The 19,153-nt window shown below is 64.3% G+C and carries 13 protein-coding genes; 9 read left to right on the top strand and 4 right to left on the bottom strand.

All coding sequences use genetic code 11. The annotated features are described in order from the left end of the window. The first annotated feature begins 17 nt into the window (after positions 1-17). From H6718_05440 to H6718_05415, 6 genes are all read left to right on the top strand, one after another. Complete coding sequence (locus H6718_05440; GenBank protein ID MCB9584817.1) at positions 18-857, top strand: hypothetical protein; 840 nt, start codon at positions 18-20, stop codon at positions 855-857. Positions 858-964: 107 nt separating this feature from the next. Further along, positions 965-2,084 (top strand): peptide chain release factor 2 gene (prfB, locus tag H6718_05435; GenBank protein ID MCB9584816.1). Its coding sequence is split into 2 segments (ribosomal slippage): positions 965-1,033 and positions 1,035-2,084, totalling 1,119 coding nucleotides; the frame shifts between segments, so codons are not numbered across the junction. Beyond that, positions 2,081-3,811, top strand: a complete 1,731-nt coding sequence (locus H6718_05430; protein MCB9584815.1) for a lysine--tRNA ligase — start codon at positions 2,081-2,083, stop codon at positions 3,809-3,811. Before prfB ends, H6718_05430 begins: the two co-directional genes overlap by 4 nt. 263 nt (positions 3,812-4,074) lie before the next feature. Beyond that, complete coding sequence (locus H6718_05425; GenBank protein ID MCB9584814.1) at positions 4,075-5,628, top strand: ABC transporter permease; 1,554 nt, start codon at positions 4,075-4,077, stop codon at positions 5,626-5,628. Between the two features lie 73 nt (positions 5,629-5,701). After that, the gene (locus H6718_05420) at positions 5,702-6,475 is read left to right on the top strand and encodes an ABC transporter ATP-binding protein (GenBank protein MCB9584813.1); all 774 of its coding nucleotides are present in this window, start codon (positions 5,702-5,704) and stop codon (positions 6,473-6,475) included. Positions 6,476-6,886: 411 nt separating this feature from the next. Then, positions 6,887-7,801: a glycoside hydrolase family 5 protein gene (locus H6718_05415; GenBank protein ID MCB9584812.1), complete on the top strand. Its 915-nt coding sequence runs from the start codon at positions 6,887-6,889 to the stop codon at positions 7,799-7,801. Between the two features lie 24 nt (positions 7,802-7,825). Here H6718_05415 and H6718_05410 read toward each other — a convergent pair whose 3' ends face one another. Then, the gene (locus tag H6718_05410) at positions 7,826-9,256 is read right to left on the bottom strand and encodes a hypothetical protein (GenBank protein ID MCB9584811.1); all 1,431 of its coding nucleotides are present in this window, start codon (positions 9,254-9,256) and stop codon (positions 7,826-7,828) included. Between the two features lie 310 nt (positions 9,257-9,566). Then, entirely contained in the window at positions 9,567-10,607 is a 1,041-nt protein-coding gene (locus tag H6718_05405; GenBank protein MCB9584810.1) for an arginine N-succinyltransferase, read from the bottom strand. A gap of 248 nt (positions 10,608-10,855) precedes the next feature. On the opposite strand from H6718_05405, the gene H6718_05400 reads away from it, so the two are divergent. Then, positions 10,856-11,704 carry a MoxR family ATPase gene (locus H6718_05400; protein MCB9584809.1) on the top strand — a complete coding sequence of 283 codons (849 nt, stop codon included), beginning with the start codon at positions 10,856-10,858 and terminating at the stop codon, positions 11,702-11,704. 115 nt (positions 11,705-11,819) lie between these two features. On the opposite strand, the gene H6718_05395 is transcribed toward H6718_05400, so the two are convergent. Next, entirely contained in the window at positions 11,820-12,566 is a 747-nt protein-coding gene (locus H6718_05395) for a hypothetical protein (GenBank protein ID MCB9584808.1), read from the bottom strand. 187 nt (positions 12,567-12,753) lie between these two features. On the opposite strand from H6718_05395, the gene H6718_05390 reads away from it, so the two are divergent. Together H6718_05390 and H6718_05385 are read left to right on the top strand one after the other, a co-directional pair. Beyond that, the gene (locus H6718_05390; protein MCB9584807.1) at positions 12,754-13,977 is read left to right on the top strand and encodes an aminotransferase class I/II-fold pyridoxal phosphate-dependent enzyme; all 1,224 of its coding nucleotides are present in this window, start codon (positions 12,754-12,756) and stop codon (positions 13,975-13,977) included. A 231-nt stretch (positions 13,978-14,208) separates the two neighbouring features. Beyond that, a complete protein-coding gene (locus H6718_05385; GenBank protein ID MCB9584806.1) occupies positions 14,209-15,231 on the top strand; it encodes a chromosome partitioning protein ParB in 1,023 nt (340 codons plus the stop codon). 25 nt (positions 15,232-15,256) lie between these two features. Here H6718_05385 and H6718_05380 read toward each other — a convergent pair whose 3' ends face one another. After that, positions 15,257-19,129, bottom strand: a complete 3,873-nt coding sequence (locus H6718_05380) for a protein kinase (protein ID MCB9584805.1) — start codon at positions 19,127-19,129, stop codon at positions 15,257-15,259. Positions 19,130-19,153: the final 24 nt, after the last annotated feature.

Here is a 19,153-nt window from a genome sequence, read left to right as displayed (position 1 = left end):
CGCCCGAGTCAGGCAATATGGCACCCTCTCGTTGGCGTTCGTCGCATTTCGTCGCTCTCTTGGTCATTGCCTTAATTGCCGCGTGGCAATGTCCCGCTGCGGCGCAGTCGGGGCAGGCTGAGCTGCAGCTCACCGGCGGGCTGCGTCAGCGGGAAGACTCGCGGGAGACCTGGGTCGTCGCCCAGCTCTCGTTGCCGCTCGGGGACTTCGGCGCGGGGCCACGCGCGCGGCAGAGCTTGGCGGAGCCCCCAGCAGATGCGTCAGCGGAGCCACCCGCGGACGCTCCCCAGGCGGAGCAACCAGCGCCAGAGCGGGCGAGCTTGCCTGAGGAGCTGAATGTCTCCCCGACGTTGGTGAAGCGGCTGGTGCGGCGGGCGCTTGCGGTGGATGGGGCAAGGGCACGCGCGCGGCGCTTGGCGTCCCTTGCGTCGCGTTCGAAGTCTTCAGCTTGGTTGCCCGAGCTGTCTTTGCGCGCGGGCCGCAGCACCGACCGGTCTCTGCGGCTGACTCCGACTTCTTCGGATCCGTATCGCTACACCCAGTCGGATGGCAGCGACCTGTACGGTGAGGTGAAGCTCAGCTGGAAGCTGAACGGCGTCGTATTTCAGCGTGAGGAGGTCGGGCTGGCTCGCCTGCGGCAGTCAGAGCAGGCACGCCGCGATCAAGTCGTGGAGCGCGTGCTCGAGGCGCTGTTTGCGTGGCAGCTCGCGGAGCTGCGCGCCGTCGATCCCAACTTGACCGTCGAAGACCAGCTGCGCTTCCAGCTCTTGGCGGTGCAGGCGCGCTTGCGCCTGGATGTGCTCACTGGCGGCCTCTTTGGGCGACTCGTGCCCTCACCCGATCCCCAAGAAAAATAGGCGAATCGTCTTTGACGTGGGCTTGGTTGGGGGTGAGGAGCGCCGCTCCCTGACGCAAGTGTTTCAAGCTGGCGCCGCTGGGGCCTGAGGTGTAGAACCCGCGCACCATGCTTGCAGAGACGCGTAGCGCAATTTCCGACCTTCAAAGGCGCCTCGAGGCGCTAAGGGGGCATCTTTGACGTCGCTCAACTGAAGCGAAACGTCGAAGAGCTCGATGACATAGCCAGCGCTAGCGGCTTCTGGGACAACCAGGAGAAGGCTCAAGCGCTCCTACGCAAACGCAGCGCAGCCCAAGAGAAGATCGAACTGGTCGAGCGCCTCGACAAAGAGGTGACCGAGGCCAGTGAGTATCTCGAGCTCGCCGAAGCCGAAGACGACGAGTCCACCTTGAAAGAGGTGGCGGAGATGGTGGAAGCCATCGACGGACGTCTGCGCAAGGCGGAGCTCCAGCGCATGCTGAGCGGCGAGACCGATCACGCCAACGCCATCGTCAGCATCAACAGCGGCGCGGGCGGCACCGACGCGAAGGACTGGGCGGAGATGTTGCTCCGCATGTACCTGCGTTGGTGCGAGATGAAGGGCTTCAAGACGGAGATCATCGACGAGGACGCCGGGCAAGAAGCCGGTATCAACGCCGCGAGCTTCACCGTCACCGGGCCCAACGCCTACGGCTACCTGCGCGCCGAGCGCGGCGTGCACCGCTTGGTGCGCATCAGTCCCTTCGATGCTGCTGCGAAGCGCCAGACGAGCTTTGCTGCCGTCGAGGTGACTCCAGACATCGAAGACGAGATCAACATCGAAGTCGCCGACTCCGAGCTCGAGATCACGACCATGCGCGCTGGCGGCAAAGGCGGCCAGAACGTCAACAAGGTCGAGACCGCGGTGCGCATGCGCCATCTCCCCACGGGAATCATGGTCGTGTGTCGTATGGAGCGCTCGCAGCATCAGAACCGCCGCATGGCGCTCAAGATGCTCAAGGCCCGCCTCTACGAGATGGAAGAGGCCAAGCGCTTGGGCGAGAAGGAGCGCTACGAGGCGGCCAAGGGCAAGATCGACTTCGGTAGCCAGATCCGCAGCTACGTCTTGCAGCCCTACCAGATGGTGAAAGACCTGCGCACGGATCACGAGTCGAGCGACGTCGAGGGCGTGCTCAACGGAGACTTGGACGGCTTCATCGAGGCCTACCTGATGAAGCAGAGTGAAGGCGAGAACCAGGCCCAGGCATGAGCAAAGACAAGCAAAAGGCCGGCGAACAGCCCAAAGAAGTGGGCGAAGAGGCGCTGATCGAGATCCGTCGTGGCAAGGCCGCCGAGCTGCGCGGCGAGGGCAAGAACCCGTTCGCGAATGACGTGTCCGGAGAAGCGCGGAGCTTCGTCAAGGCGCTGCGAGAAGAGTACGCCGCCGCACTGACCGACAGCGCGGAGCTGCGCTACGACGCGGCCAAGGTCGATGAGCTTGCCGCAGGGAAACCTGAGGTGACGGTGCTTGGTCGCCTGATGGCGCGCCGCGGGTTCGGTAAGGTCGCCTTCATGGAGCTGCGCGACGGCAGCGGCACGATTCAGATCTTCGCCAAGCAAGATGTGCTGGGCGACGAGTTCCCCGTGCTCTCGCAAATCGATATCGCCGATCACCTCGAAGTGATTGGTCGCGTGATGGTGACCAAGACGGGCGAGCTCAGCGTGGAAGCCCAGCACCTGCGTGTGCTCACCAAGGCGCTGCGTCCGCTGCCAGACAAATGGCACGGCCTCTCCGACGTCGACCTGCGCTACCGCCGTCGCTACGTCGACTTGGTGGCGAACCCCGACGTCGCGGTGGTGATGCGCGCGCGCACGCTGATCGTGCAGGGGCTGCGGGACTACCTGGATGGCCTAGGCTTCATGGAGGTCGAGACGCCCACGCTGCATCCGCTGATCGGCGGGGCGGCGGCGCGTCCCTTCGAGACGCACCACAACGCCCTCGATATGCAGCTCTTCATGCGCATCGCGCCGGAGCTGTACCTGAAGCGGCTTCTGTGTGGTGGCTTCGAGCGGGTGTACGAGCTGGCGCGCTGCTTCCGCAACGAAGGCATTTCCACGCGGCACAACCCTGAGTTCACGATGCTCGAGTTCTACCGGGCTTACGCGACCTACGAGACGCTGATGCAGATGACGCAAGACATGTTCCGGCATGTCGATGCGTACCTGAAGCAGGGCCTCGAAAAGCTTGGTTTGGGCTCTCACTACGAAAAATGGGTGGCCGAGCGTAAGTTCTCCCTCAGCGAGCCGTTTGCGCGCGTGCCGATGAAACAAGCCGTGAGCCGTGCTTGCGAAGCCGCCCAGATCCCCGCCGAGCTGATGGGGCAGCTGCAGGAGATCGCCGTCAGCGACGACCTGTCCGCCGACGCTCGGGCCAAGGGAGACGAGCTGATCCGCGACTACGCGAAGCGCAGCGAGCGCGCCGGCAGCATCGACTGGAAGAACCTACGTAAGGGCCTCTCGGTTTGCGAGAGCGACGGCGAGCGCCTGTTTGCCGCCTACGAATACCTCGCGGAGCCGTTCTTGCCTCAAGACTACCGCTCTCAAGACGGCAGCAAGAGCCTGCCCGTGTTCATCATCGACTACCCCTTCGAGGTGTCTCCGCTGGCGCGCCGCAAGGACTCTGACCCGGCCCTCACGGATCGCTTCGAGTTGTTCGCTGAGGGGCGCGAGATCTGCAACGCCTTCAGCGAGCTCAACGATCCCGACGATCAAGCGTCGCGTTTCCGCGATCAAGTCGCGAAGAAGAGCCGCGGTGCGGACGAGACGATGGACTTCGACGAGGACTACATCCGCGCGCTGGAGCACGGCATGCCGCCAGCCGCTGGCTTCGGCATGGGCGTCGATCGCTTCACCATGCTGCTCACCGGCATGAGTTCGATCCGCGACGTGATCGCGTTCCCGCTGATGCGCCCCGAAGCACCGGCGGCGAGAGGCTGAGCGTGAACGGATTTGGAGCGAGCCTGGGTCTGGCTGTCAGCCGTGGTGCGGCTGCGGTCGACGGAGTGCTGCGCTCCAGCGTGTTGGCGTTTGGGCCGTCATCCGGGGTCCTTGAGCAGGAAAAGCCGTCGACCAACGTCCTCAGCGACATCTGGAATTTCATCGGCCTGGCTGGACGCCTTGCCGTAGTGCTCGTCCTGGTAGTCTTCATCGGCTACTTGACCGTGATCGGCGTCAAGCGGCTGTCGAGCCGTGGGCGTCGGATGCTGCTGATCGCGATGAGCGTTGGCGGGTTCATCTGTGCGGCGGGCCTCGGCGCCGTTACTCTATTTCTACCCGAAGAGCAGGGACGCTTCTTCGTTTGGTGGCACCAACTGGTGCGTGGCGCCGCGGCCGTCGGGCTGACCTTCTTTTGTTTGGGGGGGTTGGGCCTGCTGGTCCCGCGCGTCCTCGACGGCGTCGAGCGCTCCGGTTTCCTCGGGTACATTGCCGCGCGGCACGTGCGCTCTGGAAAGAGCGGTTTCTTGACCGTGATCAGCGTGCTTTCCATTGCCGGCGTGGCTGTGAGCACCTTCGCGCTGTGTGCGGTGATCAGCATCATGGGTGGCTTCGGGCAGGACCTGAAGCGCAAGATCCTCGGCAACAACGCGCATATCCACATCGACAGCACCGACGTCGGCGGCTTCGGAAACTGGGAAGGCGCCGTCAGTGAGCTTGACAAGATGCCGGGCGTCGTTGCCGCGACGCCGATGGCCGCTGGCGAGGCCATGGCCTCCAGCAGCTCCAACACGGGCGGCGTATTGCTCAAGGGCGTCGACACCCAGAGCATCGGCAATGTGATCGACCTGCTGGGCAACATCGAAGCCGGCAAGTTCGAGTACCTCACGGATACGAAACGCCTAGCGAACCTGCCGCCAGATGAAGTCATCGGCTACGGCCCCGGCGGACGCCCGTACTACAAGGGTCCCCTCGCGGAGTGGAAGCAGAAGGTGGCGCTGCTCGACGGGCCACCCGAAGAAGAGGAACTGCCGGGAATCATCATCGGGCGCGAGCTCTCGAAGACGCTGAACGCCCTGGTCGGCGACGAGATCACGCTCGTCGGGCCACTCGGCGAGCTGGGGCCGATGGGCGTGATGCCTCGCACGCGGCGTTTCCGCGTGGCTGCGATCTTCTACTCCGGCATGTACGAGTATGATGCGAGCTTCGCCTACGTGAAGCTCGACGTGGCCCAGCGCTTCCTCGACCTGGACAAGAACATCACCAGCATCGAGGTGAAGGTCGAGCGAGAGCAGGACGTGGGCAAGGTGCGTCCTGCAATCGTCAGCAAGCTTGGGCGAGATGACTTGCGAGTTCGAGACTGGGAAGAACTCAACAAGAACCTCTTCGCGGCGCTGAAGCTGGAGAAGATCGTGGTCTTCATCGTGCTGTTCCTAGCGTGCATCGTCGCGAGCTTCTGCATCGTCTGCACGCTGCTCTTGATGGTCACGGAGAAGAGCAAGGAGATCGCCATCCTCAAGGCAATCGGCGCGTCTGACCGCTCGATCCTCCGAATCTTCATGAGCGAGGGCGTGATCATTGGCGCGATCGGTACGACTTTCGGCGTGATCACCGGAGCGGTGACTTGCGTCGGACTCAAGCTCTCCGGCACCCGCCTCGACCCCGACGTCTACTACGTCGATCGCCTACCAATCAGCGTCAACCTCACCGACTATCTGCTGATCGCTTTGTGCGCGATGCTGGTGACGACGCTCGCGACCATCTATCCCGCCTTGGCAGCCAGCAGGCTGCGCCCGGTGGACGGTATCCGCTACGAGTGACGCGGCTTTAGGGAGTATCAACGTGGCTGAACCGCTGGTTTCCATTTCGAACCTGACCAAATCCTTCCAGCACATGGGGCGAACCCTCGATGTGCTCAAAGGCATCGACCTGACCATCGAGGCCGGCCAAATCCTGTCCATCGTAGGTCAGTCCGGCGCTGGCAAGAGCACGCTCCTACACTGCATCGGCACCCTGGATCTGCCGACCTCAGGCTCTATCCGTCTGGGGGGTGAAGAACTCACGACGATGTCGCCTGGTCGTCTTGCTGCCGTGCGGAATCAAAAGATCGGTTTCGTGTTCCAGTTTCATCACCTGTTGCCGGAGTTCAACGCGCTCGAGAACGTGATGATGCCGGGCTTGATCCAGAACCGCTCGCGCAAGGAGATGGAGAAGCGCGCAGTGGCGCTACTGGATGAGGTGGGCCTACGTGAGCGCGCCGATCATCGTCCCGGAGAACTCTCCGGCGGTGAGCAGCAGCGTGTGGCGGTCGCGCGGGCTTTGGTGCTCGAGCCCGCGCTGCTCTTGGCGGACGAACCGACGGGCAACCTGGACACATCGACCGGGAGCGCGATCCACGATCTGTTCTTCTCGATCAACCAGCAGCACAACACGACGGTCGTCGTCGTTACGCATAACCCGGCGTTCGCCGAGAGCATGCCCCGCGTGGTGCGTATGCGTGATGGTAAGGTGGTGCAGGACAATCAAGGCGAGCGTCACGCTGAGCGCATGAAGAGCCAGCCGGAGTTCGTGCCCCTTGCGGCGGCCAGCGCTGAGACCCATCCTGAGTCGGACTGCGCGGTGGACGAACCGGTCGATAGCGCCCTAGTGCCGCCTAGCGGCGGCTGAGCCCGCGCTGCATTGCGCGGGGAGGCGCACCTCCCCGACGCTCGGTCGGGTGCAGCGTTTCGCTACAGGCGCGCTCGCGTGCAGCAGACCGCTGCGTCTAGCACCGATTTTGCGTATAGATAAGGTATGCGCAGCCCTTGCCTACTGTTGGTATGTTTCTCCCTGGTTGCTTGCGGGAGCGATGACTCCGCAGGTGGTGGGACGGCAGGTACCGCGGGGAAACAAGCTGGAGGCGCCGCCGGGGTTGGCGGCACTGGGGGCACTGCCTCGGGTGGTGCTAGCGCTGGAGGAACGGCGACGGGGGGCAGCGGAGCTGGCGGGAGCAGCGCCGGTGGTCAGGGGGGCAGCGGGGGCTCTGCTGGCAGCGGCGGCGCAGCTGGCAGCGGCCCCACGTGGGTGCTGGGCGTGAACCTGTCGAGCGCTGAGTTCGGTTCGAGCAAGCTGCCGGGCAAGTACGCGACAGACTACATCTACGCCTCGAACGCTCACGCTGATCACTTCCTGGACGCCGGGATGAAGGTGTTCCGCGTGCCATTTCTCTGGCCGCGCCTGCAGCACGACCTAAACGCTGAGTTCGACGCGGACGAACTCAACCGCCTACGTGGGCTCGTAAGTCACATCACTGGGCGCGGCGGCTACGCGCTCTTGGATCCTCACGACTACGCGCGCTGGGCGGGCGAGCTGATTGGTTCCTCTTCGGTTCCGAACACAGCCTTCGCTGACTTCTGGAGTCGCCTAGCGGGTGAGTTCAAGGGAGATGACCACGTGTGGTTTGGCTTAATGAACGAGCCCAATGGGGTTGCTGCCACTCAGTGGTTAGCCGCGGCGAATGCCGCGATTGCAGGCATTCGCGCCAGCGGCGCGCAGAACCTGGTCCTGGTGCCGGGGGTGCGCTGGACAGGCGCCCACTCCTGGTACTCTGGGGATAGCGGCTCAAACGCCGCGGTGATGGGAGGCGTCGTCGACCCACTGGACCACTACGCGTATGAGCTTCACCAGTACTTGGATAGCGACTCGTCGGGCACCAAGGAGAACGGTGAGTGCGTCTCAACGACCATCGGGAGCGAACGACTCAAGGCCGTGACCGGCTGGCTCCGCGAGAAGGGCAAGAAGGGTTTCCTCGGGGAAGGGGCCGGGGCGAACACCGCAACTTGCGCCGCCGCGATCGCGGACATGTTGACCTACATGCGAGCGAACCAAGACGTGTGGTTTGGCTTTAGCTGGTGGGCAGCAGGGCCGTGGTGGGGCGACTATATGTTTAGCCTCGCGCCGGCTGGAGACGGCACCCCCAAACCCCAAGAGGCGTGGCTCACGCCGTTCCTTTGAGCGCTACTTCGCTAGGGGAAGCGCCTACTCGATTTCTCCGAGTAAGCAGGCGACTGCCTGCTTGCCGAGGATTCGTGCTTGGTCCGACCAGCGCAACACCACCGCAAGTCCTTCGAAGCGCGCGGTCTCTTCGTTCTCGAATTCGCTCATCAACTGCAGCGCGACGATCACGCGGTTGCGGTCACAGGACTTGCGGAGGAACGTCGGTAGCGTGCTGTAGACGACCCCCGCGCAGTCGTTGAGCACCGCGTCGCGGTGCTCAGAGCTCGCTTGCATCGTCATCTTGTAGGCGCGCATCAGGTTGCTCGAGACGTCTTTGATCTGACGTCGGGTGTAGCCGCCGAGCTGCCAAGCCGCCCAAGCGCGCACGATGGCCGCCTGAGTGGACGCGTCTCCCTGGTTCTGCGCGATGGCGTCTTCGATCTGCAGCGCTAGCAGGCGCCCCATGCGCATCCATTCCGGAGCCTGCGGGTGGAGCTCCGCTCCCTGCACGGGCTGGGTCGCCGCGCCTGACGCAATCAAACGCGCGCCGGAGTCGGGAATCAGCTCCGCTTCGGGGTGGATGACCTGCGTCCTCCCCATCGGGCTGGTCAAAGAGACGGTGCGACGCCCCAGGTCTCCCGGAGCGATGGTCTTGTCCAGGCTCGAAGGGGGAGGGGAGCTACGCCGCTGAGTCGGCACGCCGTGTAGCTCGTGGTTATTCGTTTCCGTGCGGGAACTAGGTGGCGGTGCCACTGGGGGCGCCATGCGTGACTGCGGCAGGCTGGGCGCGGGCATGCTGCTGGGCGCAGGCATGCTGCTGGGCGCGGGCATGCTGCCTGGTGGTGGTGTGTAGCTGCGCGCAGCTGGAGGCGGGTAGCTGGCCTCGGGTTGCGCGACTGGCGCAGGTGGCTGTACCGGCGGCGGCTCGGGGGAGTGTGTTGGATAGCCGTAGCCGTGGGGATCGTGGCCTGGAGCTGCGGGGTAGCCTGGAGCTGCGGGGTTGCCTGAAGTTGCGGTGTAGCCCGCTGGCGCCGGGTAGCTCGATCCGTACCCCGCTGGCGCGACGGCGTAGCCCGAGGGCGCGCTGGGGGCGCCTTGGGCTGGTGGCGCGCTGGGGTACTGCGGCGGAGCGGAGTACGCGGGAGCTGGCGGCGGAGCGGCAGGATAGCTTGCCGAGGGTGGATAGCTGGGGGTTGCGTAAGGGGGCTGCGCAACCGCGGTGTACTGTCCCGAGCCGTGGGGTGACGTGACCGGTGCTGGCTGCGCTGGCAGGTTGTCTGCGGAGCTGCGCCGTTGCACACCCGTCTGGGGTGGTGGTCCCGAGTGTGCCTGATCTGGGTAGCGCGCCGTCTCGGGGCCGCCCATCAACTCACTCTCGGTGAAGACCTCGGTTTGTTCGTATTCCGCACCCTCAGCGGGTTGAGCCGAGCCTGGCGAAACGTAGGGATGTGTTCCCCTTCTCTGGTCGTTCACGAAAAGGCCTCGTTCTCCACTCGCCACCTCGCCAGAGCTACCGTCGCAGCGCTGCGCTTCGTCCCTTGAAGTCGAAGCGTAGCACGCAAGCTCTGGCGATTGGAAAGTCGCGGTTTGCTCCGCCAGGCGGTTCAGAAAGAGAACTCGTGAGGGTGCGAAACGTGGCGACTAGGAGTCGGACATGCGACCGCGGCGGTACACCGTTCGATGGCGCGACAGCGCTGTCGACGCACTCAGTCCGCAGCAGCTTTTCGAACGTATTTCAACGAGTTGCGACGTTTCTCAAGGTTAGGAACGCCACCTGGCGTCTTCACGAGTTTGGACGGCCGAGCGGCAGGAAGTACACGGGGTCACCCGGCTTCAAGCCGAACGCTTCTCGCGTTTCTGTAGGCAAAAGCAAGTATTCCTCGCTTACTTCCCCCTGTGCGCGTACGGCGCGGAAGAAGGGCGGTCCCTCTTCGTTCTTCGCGAGAAGTCCCCACTCCAGGGTATTGGGTTCCGGCGTACCAACCTCGAGACGCCTTGTTTGCTGCACGAGCGTGACCTGATCTGTTTCCGCGATGAAATGGGGTCCGCCATCGAAGGGGTCCACTCGCTCCGCGTAGCTGAACCCAATGCGGCGCAGCATCTTCTCCACGCCTTTGGTTTGAGACCCAACCTCGCCGATCACCCGCTGCGCCTGCTCGCTGAGCACGCTTGCGTAGATCATTCCGCCTGGAAATAGATCGCGAATGAAGGCCTTGTCGCGACTAGAGAGGAAGTCAGCTTCCGCATAGCTCATGCCCGTGAAGTGCCTGCCGAGAGCCTCCCAGAGATGGCTGGTCCCATCCGCCTCCAACGGGGGAAGCAGCTCGGCGATCAGCTCATCACGAAACAGAGTGCGGTGGGCGGCGATGTACAGGAAGCGAACGTAGGATATCAAGAGTCCAAGACGCTCCGGCACCTTCCGGTACTCCGGGTGGACGACCAGTCCGCCAATCTCGGTTGGGCCATCGTAGGAGAAGCCAATCCGCAGCAACTGATGATGGAAATGGCGGTCCACCGCCCGCGAGTACTTCTCCTCGGGGATCACATCGAAGTAGATGTACGGCGCCTCTCGGCGTCCGTGTTGCGCCACGATCATCGACGTTCCAACGGCCCGCTGCGTCTCGAGATCCCACAGAACGAAGACGAAGCGCCGGTCTGCCGGGCTGCCGATTTCCCCCGTGAAGCTACGATGTGCGTGCTCAAGCAAGGCGTGGATGGACTCGCGATCGTTCGGCAGGTTGATGGTGTTCAAGAACTGGGCGAGCTCGAGGAGTGGCTCTTCGTCTTCGAGTCGGGCGCCCCGAATCTCGTAGCGGGTGGTCATGCCGGGGATGTCTCCACGAAACGGAGGAAAAGCCCACGAATTCTTGTGCCGTCACCACGATTCCCGGTTGGAGAAGAGGCTGACGGCAAGAACGCAGCTCGGGTCTGCGAAAATGGGAACGCGCGCTTCCCGGTGAGACGAGGCCCTAGGAAAACCGGGAGTTTCCGCGTTTCGTGTCGCCAGAAAAGCTGTCCCTGGGTGACCCAACGGCGAGCCGACCTGTCGCGGAACGTGCTAACACCGCACTCGTGTCTGAGCCGCTAAAGCAATTCACTGGAACCCAGAGCTATCTCACCGACCCTGCGCTGGAGTCAGCGGTCAACGCCGCAATCGTCCTTGAGCGTCCCTTGCTCATCAAGGGCGAACCAGGGACCGGCAAGACGCTGCTCGCGAGCGCCGTCGCTGAGGCGCTTGGGCACAAGATGATCCATTGGGCTGTGAAGAGCACTACCCGCGCGCAGGACGGTCTGTACGTGTACGACACGGTGCAGCGCCTCTACGACGCGCGTTTCGGGGACGCCGGCCCCGAAGGCGTGAAGGACATTCGGCGCTACATCAAGCACGGGCCGCTAGGCCGCGCTCTCGCCACCGACGAACGCATGGTGCTCTTGATCGACGAGGTCGACAAAGCGGACCTCGAGTTTCCGAACGACCTCTTGCATGAGCTCGACCGCATGCGGTTCCTGGTGCTGGAAACCGGCGACGAGATCGTCGCCAAGCAGCGGCCCATCGTGATCATCACCAGCAACAACGAGAAAGAACTCCCCGACGCGTTTCTGCGTCGCTGCGTGTTCCACTTCATCGACTTCCCTGAGCCGGAATTGATGAAGCGCATCGTCCGGGTGCATCACCCCGCCGTCGATGAGGCCATCGTCGATCAAGCGATCGCTGCGTTCTACGATGTGCGCGCCGTGCCGCGTATCCGCAAGCGTCCGAGCACGAGTGAGCTGGTGGATTGGATCGCCGTGCTCGCGCGGGCAGGCGTTGGCGCCGACCGCATCAAGAGTGAGCTGCCCTTCTCGGGCGTGTTGCTGAAGAAAGAGCAGGACGCCCAAGCGGTTGCAGAATCTCGTGGCGGTCGCTCACGGCGCTGGTGACCCTCCCCCCCAAAAAAAGAATAGAAGCCTCGAGAAGGGCCATGAGCGACCTTTCGAGGTGCTGACTCTCGGGCTCTTGAGCTGGGCTAGCTGAGGCGAGTCCAGCCTCTCGGGCCTAGTTGATTCCGGGAGGAATCCGCTCGCAGACGTAGGCGTACTCGTCGTCTTCGCAATACGAGTCGTTCCACATGCCGTCATCCCGCATCGTGGCGCAGTGCTCGTAGCACCTCTCGAAGAAGCCACAGCCCTTGTCCGCTGCGTTGGGTTCCCCTTGGCCCCAGTGCTGGTAGCCGAAATCTTCGCCAGTAACCCAGGCGTATTTCCCTGCGCCGCTTTCCTTCGCTTGGCGACCGTCGGTTGCGCCTATCCAGATCGTCTCCACGATTAATGCCGCGAGGAAACTGTTCTCGCTGTCGCTGGTGAGGGTGACCAAGTATCCGCCCTGAGCCACGCAGTCGTTGCGTGCATCGCCCCAGTTCTTGCGGTCCCGGACGAACCAGTAGCAGTGTGAGTTGGGGCCAACCGAGGCGTTCGGTGGGCACTCCACCTCACATTTCTCCGAGCAGCCGTCGCCGGATGCGGTGTTGTTGTCGTCGCACTGCTCGGACCCTTCGCGGACACCGTTGCCACAGGCAGAGGAAGAGCCGCCCGCGCCCCCTGCGGAAACCGCGCCTGTTCCACCTTCACCCCCGGCGTTGATGGTCCCGCCGAAGCTGGCGTCGGGTTCCAGGACGTCTTGTCCTGCGTCGGTTGCACCCCCTGCGCCCACTAGATCGATGTCCCCAGTGCCGCTGCGCTCGAGCGTGCAACCCCCAAGCAGGCTGCAAGCTAGCGCCAGACGAAGTGCGTCTCTCCCTCCCATCGACCGAACGGTTAGTTTACCACGTGGCACCGTCCCGTTACTTCCAGGCTGTTTGCAGGCCGGCCGATCGATCCAGTCGCCCGTACAGCGACGCTGAATATTTGCCGGCTTGCCTGACCTAGAATCAGCTGGGGCGAGACGCGGACGCCGGATTGGAGTGGGTTCGCCTTCGTGATAAGCCGCGCTCGTGACCACCAATCCGGAAAAGCACTGGCCGTTTCCCCGCGCTGAGGCGCTCCCCACCTACGCTTTCGTGGCGTTGGATGCCTTGAAGGCCAAGGTCCTCGCCGGCGGCGCCGACCTGATCGACCTCGGCCTGGGCAATCCGGATCGTCCGACACCCCAGGCGATCGTGGATCAGCTCCACACCGCCGCGGATATCGGGAAGAACCATCGCTATCACCCGGGGCGTGGCTTGCTCGGGCTGCGACGCGCCATCGTCGATTGGTATCAGCGTCGATACTCGGTTAGTTTCGATGTGGAAAAAGAGGTCATCGTGACCATGGGTGCCAAGGAGGGAATCAGCCATCTCTGCTTGGCCATGCTCGACAAGGGGGACTTCGTCGTCGCGCCCGACCCTTGCTACCCCATTCATCAGGGTGCGCCTGGGATCGCTGGTGCGACGGCAATTGGCTACGCCTCAGGTCCAGGACATGAACCCGCTGACGCGGTTGCCAAGGCGCTCGCCGAGGTTCGGGCCCAGGGGGGGGAGACCAAGCTGGTTATCGCCAACTACCCCCAGAACCCCACGGGCGTGGTGGTCTCCAGGGAGCAGCTCGCGGCCCTGGTTCGGGTCGTGCAGCAGGCAGGCGCCTACTTGCTCCATGACCTTGCGTACGCCGACATCGACTTCGCGAACCGCTACGCGCCGAGCATCTTTGATTGCGGTATCCCCGCGGAAGAAGTGAAGGCCTTCGCCGTCGAAGTCTTCTCGATGTCGAAGAGCTATCACATGCCGGGCTGGCGTATCGCCTACATGGTGGGCAACGAGCGCATGATTCGCTCGCTTTCGCACCTGAAGACGTACATGGACTACGGCACCTTCATGCCGCTGCAGTACGCGGCCGCTTGGGCGCTTGAGCATGGCGATCACCTGGTAGACGAGATGCGTGAGCTCTACCGAGGCCGCGCGACGACGCTCGTCAACGGCCTCCGCGAAGCGGGCTGGGACAACGTGGCCGAACCCAGCGGCACCATGTTCGTTTGGGCGCCCTTGCCCAAGGTTTGGGCCGACAAGACGGCCTCGGAAGTGACGCAGCTGCTGATCGAGAAGGCGCATGTCGCGGTGTCCCCTGGTACTGGCTTCGGGCCCGGCGGCGAGGGCTTCGTGCGCTTCGCGTTGATCGAGGATCCGCCGCGCATCGCTGAAGCCTGTCAGCGCATTGCGAAGGTCCTGAGCGAAGCGAAGTAGGCTGTCGATTTAATATCTGCAGGGAAATGTTCTGGCTCCACAGTCGCCTTCCGGGCGTTGGTGCCGCCTCGGTGATTTACTTGCATGTCGGTCGGACATTTTCGGTCCGTCCATGAAGATGGAGCTGAACTGACTCGCGTTCGCGGGTAGCGTCCATGAGGTCGGCGACGGCGAATTGGCGGTTGGGCTGACTGCTGCGAAAGCGGCGACAGGTGCGAAAGCGGGGGCGAGATGGCTACGAAGAAGACTGGGAAGAAGGCCGTGAAGAAGGCGGGCACGCGCAAGCGCCGTGGGGTGACCTTGGAGCCCACCTGCCTTGGCGCTCAGGACCTGTCCCTCAACGCTGCGGTCCCAGAGCTTCCGGAGTCACTCACCGCGCTCGCCGAGCAAGTTTGCGCTGACGGAGGAGCAGTGTTGGCTGCGTACCGTGAGCCACTTGGCGGTCGACAGCTGCTGCTTGTGAGTTTGCCAACGGCGCTCGTTGGTCCAACACCCTTCCAGCGCGACGTGTCGGATGCCCACGTTCGCAAGCTCACGCTGGCGATGGACAAGACGCGGCGGTTTCTAGACCCCCTGATTGTGGTTCGCGCGTCGACGCTGAGTGGCAGCGACGCTGCGGAGGCGGGGCCACTCTACCTGACTCCGAATGGCAATCATCGCCTGACCGCGCTGAAGGAGCTGGGCTCGAACGCAGTGATCGCGTTGCTCGTGCCCGAGCGGGAGGTGGCCTACCAAATCCTCGCGCTCAACATCGAGAAGGCGCACAACCTCCGGGAGCGCGCGCTCGAGGTCGTGCGGATGTACCGAGACTTGGCGGGTTGGTCGGGGCAGAGGGAAACGGACCTGACGCTCGAGTTCGAGGAGCCCGCCTTGGTCACGCTGGGGTTCGCGTATGAAAAGCGTGGTCGACTTTCCGGGGGTGCGTACAACCCGGTGCTGCGGAAGGTGGACGGTTGGGTCGATGAGCTTTTGCCTGCGGGCATCAGCGAACGGGAGCGCAAGGCGGATGCCTTGCTTGCGCTCGACGATGCGGTGGCTGGTGCCGTTGCGCGCTTCAAAGCCGCTGGCCTTACTAGCCCTTATCTAAAGAACTTCGTGGTTGCTCGGATCAACCCGCTACGCTTCATCAAGGGTGAGCCGCCGAGCTTCGATGACCTCATTCAGACGATGACGAAGCGCGCGGAGAAGCTCGACGCCTCGAAGATCCGTGCGGAAGACCTTGCCAAGTCTGGCGGCGGCCCCGCGGAGGACTGAGGGGACTACCGAGCTGGCGCTCGGCCTAACTGACGCCGCGTTCGAGCACACGCTGAATGCTGTCGGGCACGAGACCATAGGACTCGGCTGCGCCGAGCAGACCCGCGTTGTCTGGGAGCTCGCTCAGGAAGAGGTTGGCGTAGGAGGTCCGCTGGAGACCCTTGAGGCGCCGCTCGAGGTGCGGGAGGCCGCGCCTTACGGCGTCTCGCGCTCCCTCTTCATCACCGCTCTCGGCGCACACGTCGTGGAGGGCGAGGTAGACGGTACTTTCATTCAGCAGGCTATGCGCGCCGCTCTCGAGGAGCTCCGCCGCTCGCTTGGTGAGTTCCAGGGCTCGCTCTCGGTTCCCGCAGCGCCGCTCCGCCTCGCCCCAGACCCCGAGAGCAACGGGCAGCACGTCGCGGTTGTCGGACGCCTGATAGCCCTCTGCCGCGAGCTGCAGGAGCGAACGAGCGCGACCGCAAGAGGTGTCGCCGGTGTTCCGGATCAGCTCCCAGCCACGGTAGAAGAGCACGCCGAGATTGCTCCGGTCTGGCGAAGTCCAGACACCTGTGGCGTCTGCATCCGCGTCGGTTCGTGGTTCCGCGAGGTAAGCATCTAGGCGCTTGTCTCCGCCAAAAGTTGCGGCGAAGCCGAGCAGGTTCATCTGCGCATGGCGTACGGCGCCGCGGCTACCAATCGCGTCGGCCAAGGCCAGCCCTGCTTCCAACGAGGTGCGCGCCTCCTTGCGAGCGCCTATCGTGGTCAAGGCGAAGCCGAGGTTCGTGGTCAGCATGGCCTCGCGCTCTTTGAGTCCAGCGCGTTGAGCGGCCCGCACCGCGTTGCGGCGCGCATCCAGGGCGGCGCTCAGTTGTCCGAGCGTCTGGCGTAGGATTGCCAGTGTTTGCCAGGCGTCGACAGCAGCAGAGAGAATTCCCTTGTCGTTGGCGAGAGAGAGCAGGCGCGAGGCTTCCTCTTCTGCAGGCGCGAAGCTGCCTGCGAATGCCAGGCGCGAAGCTGCGGCGGCGGAGCAACGCGCCTCTTCATCATGCAAGCCGAGCGACGCGGCGCGATCGCGCGTGTCCAGCAAGCGCTCCGTGATGTCCATCCCGGCGCCTCGCGCCGCGTCGAAGCGGGCCCTAGCACCTTCCGCGCGCACCTGGCTCGCCTCGTCGTAGACGTTTGCTTCCAGCTCGCTCACGCTCGTTTCCCGGTCGCTTGCTCGGGGGTCGAGGCGCGCCCAGGCCTCGTCCAGGTACATTGCCCGGCGGAAACCTTGCTGGCGGTCGTCCGCAAAGGCTAGCGCGCGCTCAGCCATTTGCAGGGCGTCCGTCAACGCATTGGTAGCGAGCGCGCGTTGCGCCGCGCGCTCCCAGTGCGACGCGGCTTTCTCGTGCTGACCACCGCGATCGTAGTGGCCGGCGACGGTCGCTGCGTCCTCTCCCATGCTGGCGAGCCAGTCCGCCGCCAAGGCATGCAGCTCCTTGCGGGCTTCGTCTGAGAGGGACTCGTAGGCGACTTCACGCACCAAGGCGTGCTTGAACACCCACTCCCGGGCGTCTGCGAAGCGACTGGACGCTTGTTCGACCAGCACCTCCGCGCCAGCCAACTCTCGCATCAGAGACTCCGCATCGCTGACGTTCATCGCCTCGAGTCCAGCGTCCCAGCAACTCGTACCGAATACGCTGAGGCGACCCAAGGCATCACGACACTCCTCACTCAAGGAGTCCATGGATACCTGAATCGCCGCTTCGATCGTTGGAGCGTGGGTGGTGTCGCGACCCGCCGCGGCGAGCCGCGAGAGCTCCTCGGCGAACAGCGGGAGTCCCGCAGACTGCTGCGCGATCCGCTCAAGCATCAGCTCGTCCGCCCGTTCGCCCAGCAGCGCGCGGGCGATGGCCTCCGCTGCCTGTCTCGATAGGGGGCGCAGCTCGAGGCGCGTGTGGTCGCGGCCGGCCAGGCGATCGCTGTGCTCCCAGAACTCTGGGCGCACGAGCAACAACACCATCAATGGTTGTCCATTCGCACGTCCCAGCAAGTGATCGATGAACTCGACGGACTCAGGGTCAGCCCACTGCGTGTCCTCGAGCACCACGATCGTGGCCTCTGCGCGCACCACGCCCATCACCAACTCAGTCATCGCGAGCCACAAGAGGTCGCGGGCACCGCGGGGGTCGATCCCTTCGGGCAGCGGCTGGTTTGCGAGCATGCGCGCGATCAGGTCGCGCGCACCGTCGTCGATTTCCGTGCGGTTAAGTAGGCGGGCGTCCAAGGCGGCGCGTGCCTCTTCCGTCGTGGTGCCCTTCGAGAGACCGATGATCCCTCGCACCACGTCCGCGGCTGCGCCAAGGGCGTGCCCCTGACCGTAGGCGTCACTGCGCTGGAGAATGACCCGTGTGTTGCCGCTCAGGCGTGCCAGCACTTCACGTCGCAAGCGGCTTTTGCCGATACCCGGCGGACCTGTGACGCTAACGACTACAGGCGTGTGGTCCTCTCGGGAACGCTCGAATGTCGTCAGGATCTTGTTCAGCTCCCGATCGCGTCCGACGAAGGGCGCTCCGCCAACCCGTTGACCGCCCTTGAGGATCTCCCCGACCACCGAGGAGCCATCGTCCCGGCTGCGAAACTCGTAGCGTCCTCGACCAAGCTCCGCGGTGGTGGCATCTGCCAGCACTTGCCCGAGCTCCGCCTCCCGCGCGAGGGACGACGCTCGGTCCACCACTTCTCCCACGGGCTTCACCGCGCCGGAGTCTTGGTTGACGTTGACCCGAGCTCGCCCGCTCGCGACACCCACGCGTGCCCCGGCGCGTGCCAGACGCCTGCCCAAGTCGAGCGCAGCGCTGGCTTCAGTGCCCACGGCGCGGCGGGCCCCGAGGTGCGCAACGATGGCATCCTGACCCAGGGGGACGGCGTCCGCGCCCCGCGAGCGCAACAGCTCGAGAGCGCGCTCGCGACTCGAGCCTTTGCTGAAGTTGATCGCGACGATGCTGGTGACCAGGCGCGAAGCGCTGGAGCCAAGCCGCTGCGAAAGTGAAAGGTCCGTGGAACCCGGAGGGATGCTTACGCGTTGGGCGTCTGCCAGGGACTCCTCGAGCTGCTTGCTCAGTTGCTGCGCGTTCTCGGGGCGTTCGCTGGGGCTGGTGGCCAGCATATGGTAGACGAGGTCGTCTAGTATCGGCGGAATTTCCGGGCGGATTTCGCTCAGGCGAGGCGCCGCAGTGGTGACCAAGCGGGCCAAGGTGGCGATGTGGCTGGGGCCTACATGCGGAGGGCGACGCGTGATCAGTTCGAAGAGCGTTGCGCCGAGGGAGTAGATGTCGCTGCGGGCGTCGACCGCGGCATCGCCACGTGCCTGCTCGGGCGACATGTACGCTGGCGTTCCCACGATGTCTCCCGTCTGGGTAACCCGCATGTCGTCGCTCTTTGCGACCCCGAAGTCGACCAACTTGGGTTGGGCACCGAAGGTGGTCTGTGACTCGCCGTTGGCAGCGACTAGGAAGATGTTTCCGGGCTTGATGTCACGATGGATCACACCGGCTGCGTGTGCTGCGCCGAGCGCGCGCGCGACGTGCATCGTCAACTCAACGGACTCACCCAGTGTCAACGGCTCGCGCGATTGTCGTGCGGCAAGGTCTTCGCCTTCGAGCCACTCCATGGCCAGGTAGGGTTGGCTGGTGTCGGGAAGGACGCCGCTGCTGATCACCTTGACGATCCCTGGATGATCGAGGTCCTGAAGCACGCGGCCCTCGCTCATCAAGCGCTCCTCCTCCTCGGGCGCCATTCCAGCCTCTGCAGCGACGACCTTGAGCGCCACGGTGCGGCCAGTCTCCAAGTCACGCGCGCGGTACACCACACCGACGCCGCCGCGACCTACCTCACGCTCGACCTCGAAGCGCCCGCCAAGGCACTGACCCTCCATTGACACCCGGGCAGCGTACTTTCG

This window comes from Polyangiaceae bacterium, assembly GCA_020633205.1.
In the GTDB taxonomy this organism is placed as follows: Bacteria; Myxococcota_A; Polyangia; order Polyangiales; family Polyangiaceae; genus JAHBVY01.
The sequence above is the reverse complement of the archived record's forward strand: the minus strand, read 5'-3'. Positions and strand labels throughout refer to the sequence as shown.